At 66.8% G+C, this 12,727-nt stretch carries 14 protein-coding genes, 3 tRNA genes and 1 pseudogene; 11 read left to right on the top strand and 7 right to left on the bottom strand.

All coding sequences use genetic code 11. The annotated features are described in order from the left end of the window. Positions 1–152: 152 nt before the first annotated feature. The 3 genes from G5C66_RS03775 to mobA form a co-directional block, all read right to left on the bottom strand. On the bottom strand, positions 153–746 hold the full coding sequence (locus tag G5C66_RS03775; protein WP_165109606.1) for a bacterial proteasome activator family protein: 594 nt from the start codon (positions 744–746) through the stop codon (positions 153–155). Positions 747–760: 14 nt separating this feature from the next. Further along, positions 761–1,747: an NAD(P)H-quinone oxidoreductase gene (locus G5C66_RS03770; protein WP_165109605.1), complete on the bottom strand. Its 987-nt coding sequence runs from the start codon at positions 1,745–1,747 to the stop codon at positions 761–763. Between the two features lie 152 nt (positions 1,748–1,899). Then, the gene (mobA, locus tag G5C66_RS03765; protein WP_165109604.1) at positions 1,900–2,469 is read right to left on the bottom strand and encodes an NTP transferase domain-containing protein; all 570 of its coding nucleotides are present in this window, start codon (positions 2,467–2,469) and stop codon (positions 1,900–1,902) included. A gap of 23 nt (positions 2,470–2,492) precedes the next feature. Between mobA and G5C66_RS03760 the strand changes: the two genes are divergently transcribed. The 4 genes from G5C66_RS03760 (at position 2,493) to G5C66_RS03745 (ending at position 5,526) form a co-directional block, all read left to right on the top strand. Next, entirely contained in the window at positions 2,493–3,269 is a 777-nt protein-coding gene (locus tag G5C66_RS03760) for a nitrilase-related carbon-nitrogen hydrolase (protein ID WP_165109603.1), read from the top strand. An 85-nt stretch (positions 3,270–3,354) separates the two neighbouring features. Continuing rightward, positions 3,355–5,088 carry a hypothetical protein gene (locus G5C66_RS25805; RefSeq protein WP_241248178.1) on the top strand — a complete coding sequence of 578 codons (1,734 nt, stop codon included), beginning with the start codon at positions 3,355–3,357 and terminating at the stop codon, positions 5,086–5,088. 76 nt (positions 5,089–5,164) lie between these two features. Beyond that, complete coding sequence (locus tag G5C66_RS03750) at positions 5,165–5,395, top strand: biotin/lipoyl-binding carrier protein (RefSeq protein WP_165109602.1); 231 nt, start codon at positions 5,165–5,167, stop codon at positions 5,393–5,395. Positions 5,396–5,438: 43 nt separating this feature from the next. Beyond that, positions 5,439–5,526: transfer RNA gene (locus tag G5C66_RS03745), tRNA-Ser, on the top strand. A 19-nt stretch (positions 5,527–5,545) separates the two neighbouring features. Here the strand turns inward: G5C66_RS03745 and G5C66_RS03740 are convergent. Next, positions 5,546–5,851, bottom strand: coding sequence for a hypothetical protein (locus tag G5C66_RS03740; RefSeq protein WP_165109601.1), 306 nt, complete (start codon positions 5,849–5,851; stop codon positions 5,546–5,548). Positions 5,852–5,941: 90 nt separating this feature from the next. On the opposite strand from G5C66_RS03740, the gene G5C66_RS03735 reads away from it, so the two are divergent. From G5C66_RS03735 to G5C66_RS03725, 3 genes are all read left to right on the top strand, one after another. After that, positions 5,942–6,436, top strand: coding sequence for a hypothetical protein (locus tag G5C66_RS03735; RefSeq protein ID WP_241248177.1), 495 nt, complete (start codon positions 5,942–5,944; stop codon positions 6,434–6,436). Between the two features lie 43 nt (positions 6,437–6,479). Beyond that, positions 6,480–6,570, top strand: a tRNA-Ser gene (locus tag G5C66_RS03730). 184 nt (positions 6,571–6,754) lie between these two features. Next, entirely contained in the window at positions 6,755–6,964 is a 210-nt protein-coding gene (locus G5C66_RS03725; protein WP_165109599.1) for a hypothetical protein, read from the top strand. Positions 6,965–6,987: 23 nt separating this feature from the next. On the opposite strand, the gene G5C66_RS03720 is transcribed toward G5C66_RS03725, so the two are convergent. Next, positions 6,988–8,034: a LuxR family transcriptional regulator gene (locus tag G5C66_RS03720; RefSeq protein WP_338144057.1), complete on the bottom strand. Its 1,047-nt coding sequence runs from the start codon at positions 8,032–8,034 to the stop codon at positions 6,988–6,990. A 107-nt stretch (positions 8,035–8,141) separates the two neighbouring features. Here G5C66_RS03720 and G5C66_RS03715 point away from each other — a divergent pair. Both G5C66_RS03715 and G5C66_RS27045 read left to right on the top strand, forming a co-directional pair. Further along, positions 8,142–8,214 (top strand) — tRNA-Arg (locus G5C66_RS03715). A 232-nt stretch (positions 8,215–8,446) separates the two neighbouring features. Beyond that, positions 8,447–8,614, top strand: coding sequence for a helix-turn-helix transcriptional regulator (locus G5C66_RS27045; RefSeq protein WP_420901727.1), 168 nt, complete (start codon positions 8,447–8,449; stop codon positions 8,612–8,614). 130 nt (positions 8,615–8,744) lie between these two features. Here G5C66_RS27045 and G5C66_RS25800 read toward each other — a convergent pair. Next, positions 8,745–9,026: pseudogene (locus tag G5C66_RS25800) on the bottom strand (helix-turn-helix domain-containing protein); the annotation flags it as partial. Between the two features lie 2 nt (positions 9,027–9,028). After that, positions 9,029–10,225 carry an MFS transporter gene (locus G5C66_RS03700; RefSeq protein ID WP_165109598.1) on the bottom strand — a complete coding sequence of 399 codons (1,197 nt, stop codon included), beginning with the start codon at positions 10,223–10,225 and terminating at the stop codon, positions 9,029–9,031. Positions 10,226–10,356: 131 nt separating this feature from the next. Here G5C66_RS03700 and G5C66_RS03695 point away from each other — a divergent pair, with 131 nt between their 5' ends. Both G5C66_RS03695 and G5C66_RS03690 read left to right on the top strand, forming a co-directional pair. Further along, a complete protein-coding gene (locus tag G5C66_RS03695) occupies positions 10,357–10,785 on the top strand; it encodes a winged helix-turn-helix transcriptional regulator (RefSeq protein WP_338144056.1) in 429 nt (142 codons plus the stop codon). A 636-nt stretch (positions 10,786–11,421) separates the two neighbouring features. Then, positions 11,422–12,711 (top strand): 3-keto-5-aminohexanoate cleavage protein, encoded by a 1,290-nt coding sequence (locus tag G5C66_RS03690; RefSeq protein WP_165109596.1) that lies wholly within the window; start codon positions 11,422–11,424, stop codon positions 12,709–12,711. The last annotated feature ends 16 nt before the right edge of the window (positions 12,712–12,727 follow it).

The raw sequence follows: 12,727 nt of genomic DNA, 5'->3' as shown, positions 1-12,727 counted from the left end.
TCTTCTCGGCGTTCGGCGCTGGCCATCCGTTGTCCGGCGGCCTTCACGTGAGAGGAACGGGGCCATGAAAGGGTCATGACGCGACTTTTCACCACTTTGAAGCTACAGAAGATCCACGTATCGGTAACGTCACGCGCAGTTCTACGGCGTCCTCAGAGGTAGAGACCGCCCGAGGAGTCGCGGTGATCGTCCTGGCCGCCCCGCTGCTGCGGTCCACCCTGACCGGGGGCGGGCTGGCCCTCGGCGGAGAGGCTCACGCCCGGCGGCAGACCCTTGCGGATCTGCTCGAACTGGGCGCGGGCGGCGACCTGCTGAGCGTAGATGGCGGTCTGGATGCCGTGGAAGAGACCCTCGAGCCAGCCGACCAGCTGGGCCTGGGCGATCCGCAGCTCGCCCTCGGACGGGGTCTGCTGCTCGGTGAAGGGCAGCGAGAGGCGCTCCAGCTCCTCGACAAGCTCGGGGGCGAGCCCCGACTCGAGCTCCTTTATCGACGCCTGGTGGATCTCGCGGAGCCGGTTGCGGGAGGCCTCGTCGAGCGGGGCGGCCTTCACCTCCTCGAGCAGCTGGCGGATCATCGAGCCGATCCGCATCACCTTCGCGGGCTGCTCGACGAGGTCGGTCACGTCCCGCTCCTCGTCCTCACCGGCCTCCTGCGTGGTGGCGTCCTTGAGTACGTCGGCGGGCACCGCGATCGGCTGCCCGTCGGGTCCGATGACCACGACTTCCCCGGTCTGCTCCTGCGTCATGCGCTCAACCCTACCTAGCCGGCGGTGGGGGCCGCGGTGGACAGCAGGATCTTGCCGGTGTGCGTGCCGGACTCCATCAACCGGTGCGCCTCGGCGGCCTCCTCCAGCGGAAGTACGTCCTGCACGACCGCCTTCACCTCACCCGCCTCGACCATCGGCCAGATGCGCTCGACGACCGCGGCGCAGATCGTCGTCTTCTGCTCCACCGGGCGTCCACGGAGGTTGGTCGCGATCACCGCGGCGCGCTTGCGGAGCAGGGCGTTGATGTCGAGCTCGGCCTTGGTGCCGCCCTGCATGCCGATGATGACCAGCCGGCCCTCGGGGTTGAGGGCGTCGATGTTGCGAGCGAGGTATTTCGCGCCCATGTTGTCGAGGATGACGTCGGCGCCGCCGTAGACCTTCGCGACCTCGACGAAGTCCTGGTCCTTGTAGTTGATGGCCACCTCGGCGCCGAGCTCCTTTGCCAGATCGGCCTTCTCGGCCGAGCCGACCGTGGCGATCACCCGGGCACCGATCTGGTTGGCGAGCTGGATCGCCATCGTGCCGATCCCACCGGCGCCGCCGTGGACAAGGAACGTCTCGTCCGGGGTCAGCCCGCCGACCATGAACACGTTGGACCAGACGGTGGTGGTGACCTCGGGGAGCGCCGCCGCGGTGACCAGGTCGACGCCTGCGGGCACCGGCATCACCTGGCCGGCCGGGACCGCCACCTTGGTCGCGTAGCCGCCGCCGGCCAGGAGCGCGCACACCTCGTCGCCCTCCTGCCAGCCCTCGACGCCCTCGCCGACCGCGGAGATGACGCCGCTGCACTCCATCCCGATGATGTCGCTCGCGCCCTTCGGCGGCGGGTAGAACCCCTGCCGCTGCAGCAGGTCGGCCCGGTTGAGCCCCGCGGCGGCGACGTCGATCACGACCTCGCCGGGTGCCGGCTCCGGGTCGGGGCGGTCGGTGACGGTGAGGACCTCGGGCCCTCCGGGCTGCTCGGCTACGACGGCTCGCATGCCCCCAACACTAGGGGCCTGCGGCAGCCGAGAGTTCGCGCACCCGGCGTCGTGTAACACGTCGTTCGTAGGACTATCCGGTCGTTCTGAACGACCGGATAGTCGGTGTAACAGCGTGTTACAGCTCGCGCGAGGGCCGCCGCGGCGATTCCTCAGAGCGACTTCAGGTCCGTCCAGGTGTCGATGTCGCGGTGCTCGTCGCCCTCCGAGGGGACCTCGACGAGATCCAGGTCGGCCAGCAGCTTGCGCAGCGGCATCCCGTGCTGGCCCTCGTGGTCGGGGCGTACCTCGGCGAGCCGCTCGGTGGACAGCACCATCGCCAGCTGCCGACGCTCGTCGGGCCCGACGAGCACGGCGCCGTCGCGGCCGAACGCGGCCTCGCGGAGCCGCGACAGCGTCCGTGGGCGCAGGAAGGGCATGTCGACGGCGATCACCCCGACGTACGCACGCGGGGTCAGGAGCGCGTCGACGCCGGTCAGCAGGGCGGCGACCGGACCGCCGAAGCGCGGGTCCTCGCGGACGAAGGTGACCGGACGCTCGGTGTGCACCGGGTCGCCCACGACGACGACCTCCATCGCATCGACGACGGCATCCAGTGCCCAGGCCAGCATCGTGCGGCCGCCGAGCTCGATCCCGGACTTGTCGATCCCGTCGAGCCGGGAGCTGCGTCCCCCGGCGAGCAGCACGGCTGCGTACGGCTCCCATTCGTCCCAAGCGGTCACGGGCCAGACCCTACGCTGGACATGTGACCACCTGGAACAGCCTCCGCATCAGTCTCGTGCAGCAAGCCTCGGGTCTCGAGCCCGACGCCAACCGGTCCCTCCTGGCCGAGCTGACCCCGAGCGACAGCGACCTGGTCGTCTTCCCGGAGGTCTTCGCGCGCGACTTCGGCAAGCCCGGGTCCGACCTGAGCCCGTTCGCGGAGAGCGTGGACGGGGCGTTCGGGACCGAGCTGACGCGGGTCGCCAAGAAACGCGGGGCGACGGTGGTGGCCGGGATGCTGGAGGCCAGCGGTGATCCCGACGGCCGGCCGTTCAACACCCTGCTCGTGCGGGGCGGGGCGGAGGGGGCGTACCGGAAGATCCACCTCTACGACTCCTTCGGCTACAAGGAGTCCGACGCGCTGGTCGCGGGTGCGGTCGAGCCGGTGGTCGTCGACATCGACGGCGTGCCGACGGGGCTGATGACCTGCTACGACCTGCGCTTCCCCGAGCTCGCGCGGAGCCTGGTCGACCAGGGTGCCGAGCTGATCGTGCTCCCGGCGGCCTGGGTGGCCGGTCCCCGCAAGGTCGACCACTGGCGCACCCTCGTGCGCGCACGCGCGATCGAGAACACCGTCTTCATCGCTGCCGCCGCGCAGTCGGCGCCGCGCTACTGCGGTCACTCGATGATCGTCGACCCGCTCGGGGACGTCCTGGCCGAGGCCGGGGACGGCGACGAGGTCGTCTCCGCGACCATCGATCGGGCCGTGCTCGAGGAGGCTCGCCGCACCAACCCCTCCCTGGTCAACCGCAGAATGTGACGCTGGTCAACAACTCCTCGTCGCAGCGGTAAACGGATATCGATGACTCGTTAGGTTCACCCCTTGCCCGGTATCCTCGCCTGTTATGGACCGAGCCCCCCGCCGTCGCGCTGACAAGAGCAAGCGTGGCCGTCGTGCAGCCGGTCGCAGCGAGCCCACACCTGCCTACGTAGAGCCGACCTCGAGCGAGGCGCTGGCGTATGGCCAGTGGGCGGAAGACGACTGGTCCGCCGGCTATCAGGAGACCAGCTACGACACGGGCCAGCCCTACGGCCAGAGCAACGGCCAGGACTGGAACCAGTCCGGCTGGTCCGACCAGACGTGGTACGACGACCCCCAGCCGCCCGAGGAGCCGCCCACCCAGGGTGGTGGGCGCCGCATCGCCGGGCGCACCGAGCCGGAGCAGTTCGACGAGCCGAACGGCTACACCGGCAAGCGCGCCGCCCGCACGGCCCCGGATGAGGCGCCCTACGCCTACCCGGTGCCGGAGTACCGGACCGAGCCCGAGCCTGCCCTGAGCGGCCCGACCGCGCCGCCGCCGAGCGCGCGGCAGGCGCCGGCCTACTCCACGACGGGGACGTACGTCGGCCTGACCGGCCTCGCGCAGGCGCCGCAGACGCCGACCCACGTCCAGCAGCCCGCCTACCAGCCCGACGCCTACCAGCCCGACCCCTACCAGTCCGGTCACCTCGAGCCGGTCCACGAGCCCGTGGGCCCCTACGAGCCGGAGACCCCCGGCCGGCCCACACCCGCGGCCAAGGTGACCTCGTTCCTCGCGCAGCCGCGCGTCCCCGGTGCCGGCGCCGCCCGCGCCGGTCTCGGCATCATCGAGAGCCTGACCGCCGGCACCGTCCGGGCCATCTGGCTGGTCGCGCTCGCCGTCGGCCTCGTCGGCCTCGCGGTCAGCGCGTTCGACCTGGGCCCGCAGATCTTCGGCGCCCTCGGCGCCGTCGTCGTCGGCACCGCCTACACCTTCGCGCTGGCCCACCGCACCGGTGGCCGGCCGCTGATCTTCGGCTCCCTGGCAGGGGTTGCCGGGCTCGTCGTGGTGCTCGTGGACAACGAGGCGCTGCGTACGGGTGCGGCGGTCCTGGTCGCCTCGGTGGCGGCGGTGCTGGCCGTGATGGCCACGGTCCCGTCGCGCCGCTTCCCGAAGACGATCCGGGAGGCGTTCATCGCCGTCGGCATCGCCGCGCTGGGAAGCTTCGCCGCGCTCGGGTTCGAGCCGGTGGTGATGGTCTCCCGGTTCGAGTACGCGACGCTCGCCTGCTCGCTCGCGATCGCCTTCTTCGCGGTCTACCGCCTCGGCGCCGGCCTGCACGGCCTCGGCCGACGAGGCGCGATCGTGGTCGGCATCGGCGGCCTGATGCTCGCGCTCACCCTGATCTACGCCGAGATGCTGCGCCGCTACGGCAGCACCGGCCTGATCGACTCGATCGACGAGATGCAGCGATGGTGCCGCCTCCACATCGGTGGCTACCCGCACCCGATCCAGGCGCTCTTCGGCGTCCCGGCGCTGGTCTGGGGCACCCACATGCGCTCCCGGCGCCGCCAGGGCTGGTGGGTCTGCCTCTTCGGCGTCGCGCTCACCGCCCCGGTCGCGAGCACGTTCCTCAACCCCGACGTCGGCCTCGCCGAGGCGGGTCTGTCGGTCGTCTACAGCATCCTGGTCGGCCTGGTGATCGCCTTCGTGATCATCCGCATCGACCTCGCACTGACCGGCTCGACGGCCGGTGGAAGCGGTCGCCGGGCGGCGCGTGAGGCCGACGAGGCCAGCGCCGTACGCCCCGAGCCGGGCCGCACCCACGCGCTGCTCTGAGGCTCGTTCTGGCTAGGCCGTGTCTCCCAAAGACACGGCCTAGGGATACCGTCGGGTAACCCGTACGTTCTGGGGTATGAGCCGCAGAGCCCCCACCACGATCGCTGCCGAGATGGTCGCGAACGTCATGAGCGTCGGAGTGCAGCCCGGAGACAAGGTCGCCGCGGGGGACACCGTCGTGCTCCTGGAGTCCATGAAGATGGAGATCCCGGTCCTCGCCGAGGCGCCGGGCACCGTGGTGGCGGTCAAGGTCGCCAGCGGGGATGTCGTCCAGGAGGGCGACGTTCTCGTCGAGTTGAGCGCCTGAGCCTCAGGCGCACTAGACTCCATTGACGCGCCCACGGGCGCATGGAGGGGTGCCGGAGTGGCCGATCGGAACCGCCTTGAAAGCGGTCGTAGGGAGACCTACCGCGGGTTCGAATCCCGCCCCCTCTGCCAGATTGAGCGTCTGTTGACGCTAGACCTCTTGCAGGTGCCGATCCACGTCGATCATCAACCGCCGCAGCTCGAGGAGGAGATCCTCGAGATCGGTGCGGTCGAGCACGTCGTCGGCGAGGACGGCGAGCCGGCTCAGCAGCGTGCCGCGGTCGCGCAGTGCGCCGACGTCGTTGAGCGCATGCCACTCCTGGCCGTTGTCGAGGACCAGCAGCGCCTCACGTACGCCCGCGAGGCGCTGGCGCACCGACCAGCGCCAGAGGCCGACGTTGGCTCCCGGGCGGGGAGCGGCGATAGCGGTATCCAGGGCCCGAAGAGCATCCGACATATTGGGAAGCACACCTGTCATGAGCAGATTGTGACCTAGGTCACGTAAAGGAGCAAGCCGATGCGGCTCCGGGCCTCGGTGTCGGTCACAATGGAGAGCGTGTCATCCGCTGAGCCCACCTACTACCGTCTCGCTCCCACCGTGCAGGCCCGCCTCCTCGGCGCCGCGGTGGTCGGCCTGGCGCTGCTGGTCTTCGCCGGCACCGCCGTCGTGATCGCGGCGCGGATCGACTTCGCCTGGATCTTCATCCCGCTGGTCGTCGGCGTGATCGCCGTGATCGGGTTCGGCTGGTGGCTTCGCAACAAGGCGTACGTCCTGCGCGCCAGCGCCCAGGGCTACAAGATCGCGCTCGTGCGCGGTGCCGGTGTCCGCGAGGCCCGTTGGGCCGACATCCAGGAAGCCGTGACGACGATGCCCGCCGGCAGCCCCTGCCTGGAGCTTCGGCTCAAGAAGGGCGGCGCCACGACCATTCCGGTGAGCATCCTCGCCATCGACCGAGAGCAGTTCGTACGCGATCTGCAGGCCCATCTGAAGGCCACCATCAAGCCGCTCGACCAGGCTTCCGGAACGACTGAAGCGCCCTGATTGGTCCCAGGCCTGCTGGTCTTGTAGCCTGTTCGCGCAGTATGGAGGCGTCGCCTAGTCTGGTCTATGGCGCCCGCCTGCTAAGCGGGTTTGGGGCTAAAACCCCATCGAGGGTTCAAATCCCTCCGCCTCCGCCGGTTTCAACGAGTTTGGCCCCCCTTTGCGAGGGGGCCAAACTGCTATCTGACCTGCAGTTTTAAGCAATGCAAAAGTCCGTACGCCGGAACTTGGGTTACCCGAAAGTCACCTGCCTGCACAATAATCATCCTGTAGGCCTCTCGGCACCGGAATCGGCCTCGAGACCAGGAAGGGAAGAACATGAAGTTCGTACGCACTGCGGCGGCTCTCGCGCTGGCCTCGGCGGCGACGGTTGCGGTCACGCTGTTCCCCGCAGGCCCGGCCCAGGCGGACATCACCTGGGGATTCGGCGGTGAACCGAAGCAGGCGGTCAAGAGCCTGGACATCACTTGGGGCCTCACCGATGCGTCGGCCTCGAACTTTCAGTCGAAGGACATCACCTGGGGCTGATCAGGCTCAAGCGTTGCCTCAACTCAGTCGTCGATAGTGCTCGCGCCGCTACGGCCGATCTCGTATCCGAGTTGGAATCGGGTGTCGACGTCGAACTCCTCCTTCAGGTCAGCCACGTAGCCGGCGTAGGTCCGAGGGCTGACGCCCAACCTCTTCGAGGCGGCGGGATCTGAGTGGCCCTCGATCAGCATTCTCAAGGTCATGGACCGCTGCTCGCCGGCGATGTCCTTCAGTGTGGAGGCGTCGCCATGACCGAACGGGCGCCCGCGCTCCCATGCTCGCTCGAAGACGTCGACCAGATAGGCCACGACTGATGGCTCGCGGACGGCAACGGCGACATCGACCCCTTCCGGGCTGGGGATGACCGCAATTCGGCGGTCGAAGATCAGCATCCGGTTGAAAAACTCGTCGAGGGTGCGGACTTCGCCGCCCGCTGCGACTACAGCCGAGACGTACTCCCGCGTCTCGCTGCTACGCCTCGCGGCGTGCTGGTAGAGCGTGCGCATCGTGACCCCGCGCTTGATCATCGCCTGCTCCTTGGCGATCGCCTCCGCAAGTGCGTCCCCTCCCGCCCTGCGGTTCTGGGGCTGCGCGGTCAGCGCCTCGAACTCGCACTCGGCGGCGAGTGAGTCGACGAATGGCTGGATGGCGGGTCGATGCACGTAGGTGAACGGGCCGCGTTCGTCATCAGGTGCCGACCGCCGCCATGCGCTTCGAAGGGCTGTGAAGTTGTTGGCCCATTCGGCGGACTCCTGGAGCAGGCGAATACCTTCCTGCGTCATCGGGGCAACGATCTGCGCCTGGACGGTCGCCGGGTCAACGGGCACCCAGCTGGAGTCGCCGTCGCCAGCCTTGCGCACGAGCCCGAGTTCTTCCAGCGCGGCCAGTGCGTCAGCGAATTCTCCGTCCTGGCTGATCCGAGGGTCCGATGCGGGGAGCTCGCCTCTGTCTGCGATGAGCTCGAAGAGCTCGATGCCTTTGGACTCGAGCAATGCACGCGTACTGGGCGCGTGCCCCTCGTTGATCACGTTCTTCTCCTCGCCGGACGGCGTAGGTTGACGCTTGCTCACGCTCCACCTCCCCGATGCTGTGGCTAGCGCCAGATCTTCTCACACGTGGCGATTTCTGGTCACGGACCATCTTCCGCTACTGTTCTACACGTTGCTTCGGTAACGCTGCGCCTGTAGCTCAACGGATAGAGCATCTGACTACGGATCAGAAGGTTTGGGGTTCGAATCCCTACAGGCGCGCAGAACATGCAGGTCAGGCAGGATGCGCCAGATCCTCTCGGAGGAGACGGACATGCAGACTGACCAGATACTGGCCACTTCGAGTTGCGGCTCGAGGTGGCTTTCTGTTTCTAGGAGGCCCTCGGCGGGGCTCGTGCACCTGAGGTGCATGTATACGACGAACCGCCCTCTCATCACTGATTTCGTGCACTCTCCTACGGAGGTGCTGACGCTCTCGCAACTGGCCTAGGACCTGGGGGTACCTGCGCAGACGCTCTACGACCTGCGGTCTCAGGGCCGTGGTCCCCGAGGCTTCCGCGTCGGCCGGGAGCTGAGATTCCGGCGCGCGGAGATCGATGCCTGGCTGACCGGGATGGAGGAGGCCGATGCGGCCCGCCACCTCGGAGGCGAGGAACAGTGAGCGGCGGACGGCCGCGGACACGGATCGGAACGTACGGGGTGATCAACGTCCGCCTGGAAGGGCGCAACCACGTCGCGTCCACGCGTGTTCGTGATCTGGATGGGAAGCTTCGACGCGTTGTGGCGACCGGCACGTCGAAGGCGATGCGAGCCGACGACCATTTGCGGGCGCGGCGGAGATTCTCAATCTTGGCTAGGATCTCCGGGGAGGTTGCGGCTGGCTGTGTGCGCGGTGCGGAGGATCGATCGGCGAGGCCAACCGCGCCGAATTGGCGGTAGCGGTTGACCCATTTCGACGCACATGCGCGTGAGATCCCCATCTCTGCCGCGACGTGGGCGATGGGTCTGGTCGAGCAGCGCTCGATCAGCCGCCGGTGTCCCTCGATCGACAGCGGCGCGTTCGGATGATTCATCCTCAGCCTGCCTTCGGCGTCGCGTCCGTACGACCTGCGCTGTGGGCAGCGGCGTCACGTCGCGTTCTCGTGACCCTACGCCGGCTGAGCGCCCAGGTGAGTAGTCCGCAGAGGGCAAAGCTTGCGCCGAGAACGGCACATCCTGTCCACCCTGAAGCGGAGTAGATCGTGGTGGTGGCGGTCGCGCCGAGGGCGGAGCCGAGCGAGTAGAAGATCATGTAGCCGCCGATGGCGCTGCTGGTCTGACCCGAGTACGCGGCGGTGAGAAGAGTCTGGTTGCTGACGTGCGCGGCCTGGACAGCGAAGTCCAGGACGATGACACCGACGAGCACCAGCCATAGCGACCAGGTCGCCTGCCCGGATGCGATCCAGGACAGGGCCAACAGAGCGAGCGCAGTACCGGTCACGGAGTTGGCTCGGCCGGTGTCGGCCCATCGGCCTGCCCGTGCAGCTCCCAGTGCGCCAGCGAGCCCGGCGATTCCGAACAAGCCGATCTGGGCCGTGCTCAGCTGCCACGGTTCGGCAGCCAGTGGTAGCGCGAGTCCGCTCCAAAGCGTGCCGAAGGACGCGAAGAGGAAGAACGCGATCAGACCGCGCGAGATGAACAGCGGCTCGCGGAGGAGGTGCCCGAGCGAGGTCAGCACGTCGCCGTAGGTCCGACGACTCGACCGATGGTCTGCTGGCAGCTGCTTCAACACCGCGATCGAGAGCGCAACGAGGAGCAGCATGAGCGTGACGTAGATGCTTCGCCACCCCCACAGGTCGGCGAGAACCCCCGCCAGGACGCGCGCCCCGAGGATCCCGATGATGACGCCGGAAGTCACGATTCCGAGCGTGCGACCCCGCTCCGTAGGCGTGGACAGATCAGCAGCAAGTGCGACGGTGGTCTGCACGACGACGGCGAACACACCCGTCGCGGCGAGACCGGCGAGCAACAGCCACAGACCAGGGGCGACCGCGGCCACCAGCATGCCGACTGCGGCGAGGAGGAGTTGGCCCCCGATGAGCTTGCGCCGGTCCAGCATGTCTCCCAACGGGACCAGGACAGCCAAGCCGACCATGTAGCCGATCTGTCCAGCCGCCACGATCCACCCGAGGTCAGACTCGGGCACTCCTAGGTCTCGCCCAATCTGCGCGAGCACGGGTTGGGCGACGTAGATCGTCGCGACCGCGACCGAGCAGACCGTCGCGAGCAGCATCCTTCGGCCATGCGTGAGTCCCACACCCTCCCCAATCAGTAGCAATTTGCAACTGATTCGAGTATGGCAGAATGGTTTCAATATGCAACTCATCGGGAGCCGTGATGAACTCAGCCGTGCACGTTGACGACGTGACCTGGACCGACCCAACGTGCCCAGTCGCGCGGACGCTCGACCTCGTCGGAGACCGGTGGAGCCTGCTGATCATTCGCGACGCGATGGACAACGCGCGGTCGTTCACCGACTTCCAGCAACGCACCGGCGTCGCGCGCAACATCCTCACCGACCGGCTTCGCCGCCTCGTCGATCACGGCATTCTCAAACGAGAGACAGCGATCTCCGGACGACGCCAGGTCTACGTCCTTACCGACGCAGGCCGTGACCTCTTCACGGTCATCGTGGCCTTGCGTCAGTGGGGTGAGCGTCACGCGTTCGCCGACGACGAAGCGCACTCCGCCCTCGTGGACGAGGGTGGCAACCCGCTAGCCCGCCTGCGCCCGACCGACGCTCACGGTCACCAGGTCGACGTCGACTCAACCGAAGTCATACGAAACAGCTAATCGAGACACCCTTGTGGCAACCATGTAGGCCGGACGTCAACAACCTGCCGTCCCGCAACAACTAGACAAGCTCCACTTCACAACCGGAGGCCTTCACCTCTCAGCAGGCTCATCGCCCCAGGGCAGTGCAACCTCCCTGGGCATCACACCTAAGGCATGAGTCGCTCCACCCCTGGCAACGGCTCAAGCAAGGCCAGGGAAACAGGTTCCCTCAGCCTCGAGTTGCTGCGGCCGCGATGAGCGAGAAGGGCTCCAGCGTCGACGACTGAGGCGCAGCCATGATCGCCGAGAGTGCGGCTGCGCGGATGTTGTGGCCCCGGCTCCTTGCGCATGATGCATGCCTGAGACATCGTGCGCTTGATTTTCTAACTATTTGACCGTCTGCTGTGACTAACGTCTCCATTCCTGTGAATTCGAGGTTCTAGCACGCATGACCATGCCTGTCAGCGACTCTGCTATCAGACAGATCTTGCGCACGTAAAGTTCGCGTAACAGTTGAGTTCGGTCTGTCGACGGGATCGCGGCAAATTGACACCGTTATTTGGGGGAATCAGTCGGTTGCGGGTGGTTCGTTGCGACGGTCGCGACCGCGGAATTCGCATGGCATGCTGTCCAAATTTGTCTTCGGAGGAATAGATGTCAGGTCGACTAATTCTCGGGTGTGCATCGACAGGCGCGAAGTTCACGCCGTGGAACCACCGGGCAACCGGTGATGATGTGCTCGATCGAATCTGCACAGGAGCATCGATCAAAGCTGCCGTCGAGGAGACCGTCGAGGAGGCGGTCACTCTGTACCAAGCTGGAGTTCGGTACTTCCACTACCATGCTCGCAACCCTGAGACCCGTGAACAGACAACGGATAATTCGATCTACCAGGCGGTGAGCAGCCGCATCCAGCGCGAGTGTCCGGGCATGCTCCTGAGCTTCGGTGCCAGTCGCAATGGCGCCGAAGTGCGTGAGCGGGTGGCTCAGTTTGGCGAGTGGGAGCGGGTGAGTCAGTGCGCGCTGCCCCTTCACCTTGGTGGGGCCCACTTCGTGACCATCCAGGCGGCGGTGGAGCTTCAAGTGATCTGCGAGATCGAGCGCAAGTTCGGTCCCATCTCGCCCGAGATGGTGAGCAGCCGCGCGTTCGCTGACATTGTCGAGCAGAATGTGCCTAGCGATAACGAGGAGTCAGCATCACTTCAAACGCATTCGACCTCGAATGGTGCAGACTATGGAAGAACTTCTCCTCGCGTACAGTTCCTTGTTTACAGTGAGGCCGTCAAGCGTCGGCGACAGTTGGGCCTGCTTCATGAGATCGAGTGGGTCCAACTGGATCGCAGTTACGCGATGGCGCGCTACGCTATCGAACATCCGCACATCCGCCTCGGTGACTCGGGTCAGCTGAATGTCACCCTCCTTTTCGGATTCTCGCCGCGTTTGCCATTTCCGCATACTTACGCAGAGTTCAAGGCCGTCGTCGACTTGGCCAAACGCCTGGAGTACGACCTCGATGACCCCACGACGCGCACGAGGCGAGTAACGATCAGCGTCGGTGCGGCTGTACTCCCGCAGCAGGCCGAAGAGCACTTCCTGCCCCTCGACATCGACCCGGAAGGACGTGCAGTCTGTGCCCTACGCAGGATCGCGGCCTATGCCGCGCAACCAGATAGCGGAGTGGACATCTTGCGCGTGGGCATGGAGGACACCCCGTACATCGTTGACGAGGCCGGTAGGGTGGTCGAGGGTGAGAACGCGGACCTCGTTGCCATCGCGCGTGATGAGATCGGGCGTCACGGGGTGGACCAAGAGACCGACACCGACGTAGTGGAGCGCCGCATGAGGATCGACATGCTGCGTGAGCAAGCGGCTAACGAGCAACGTGACCCTTCCCAGCGCTTCACGCATCTCGCGGACGCTCAAGTGCTGGTGTCGCGACGGTGACGGTGGGTTCTGCTGG

It is taken from the genome of Nocardioides turkmenicus, from assembly GCF_011045035.1.
Lineage (GTDB): Bacteria > Actinomycetota > Actinomycetes > Propionibacteriales > Nocardioidaceae > Nocardioides > Nocardioides turkmenicus.
This window is presented reverse-complemented; position numbering and strand designations above follow the sequence as displayed.

Coding starts and splice junctions, on each gene's coding strand:
- G5C66_RS03775 (WP_165109606.1), bottom strand. CDS start 746: ATGACGCAGGAGCAGACCGGGGAAGTCGTGGTCATCGGACCCGACGGG.
- G5C66_RS03770 (WP_165109605.1), bottom strand. CDS start 1,747: ATGCGAGCCGTCGTAGCCGAGCAGCCCGGAGGGCCCGAGGTCCTCACC.
- G5C66_RS25805 (WP_241248178.1), top strand. CDS start 3,355: ATGGACCGAGCCCCCCGCCGTCGCGCTGACAAGAGCAAGCGTGGCCGT.
- G5C66_RS03750 (WP_165109602.1), top strand. CDS start 5,165: ATGAGCCGCAGAGCCCCCACCACGATCGCTGCCGAGATGGTCGCGAAC.
- G5C66_RS03740 (WP_165109601.1), bottom strand. CDS start 5,851: ATGTCGGATGCTCTTCGGGCCCTGGATACCGCTATCGCCGCTCCCCGC.
- G5C66_RS03735 (WP_241248177.1), top strand. CDS start 5,942: ATGGAGAGCGTGTCATCCGCTGAGCCCACCTACTACCGTCTCGCTCCC.
- G5C66_RS03725 (WP_165109599.1), top strand. CDS start 6,755: ATGAAGTTCGTACGCACTGCGGCGGCTCTCGCGCTGGCCTCGGCGGCG.
- G5C66_RS03700 (WP_165109598.1), bottom strand. CDS start 10,225: ATGCTGCTCGCGACGGTCTGCTCGGTCGCGGTCGCGACGATCTACGTC.
- G5C66_RS03690 (WP_165109596.1), top strand. CDS start 11,422: ATGTCAGGTCGACTAATTCTCGGGTGTGCATCGACAGGCGCGAAGTTC.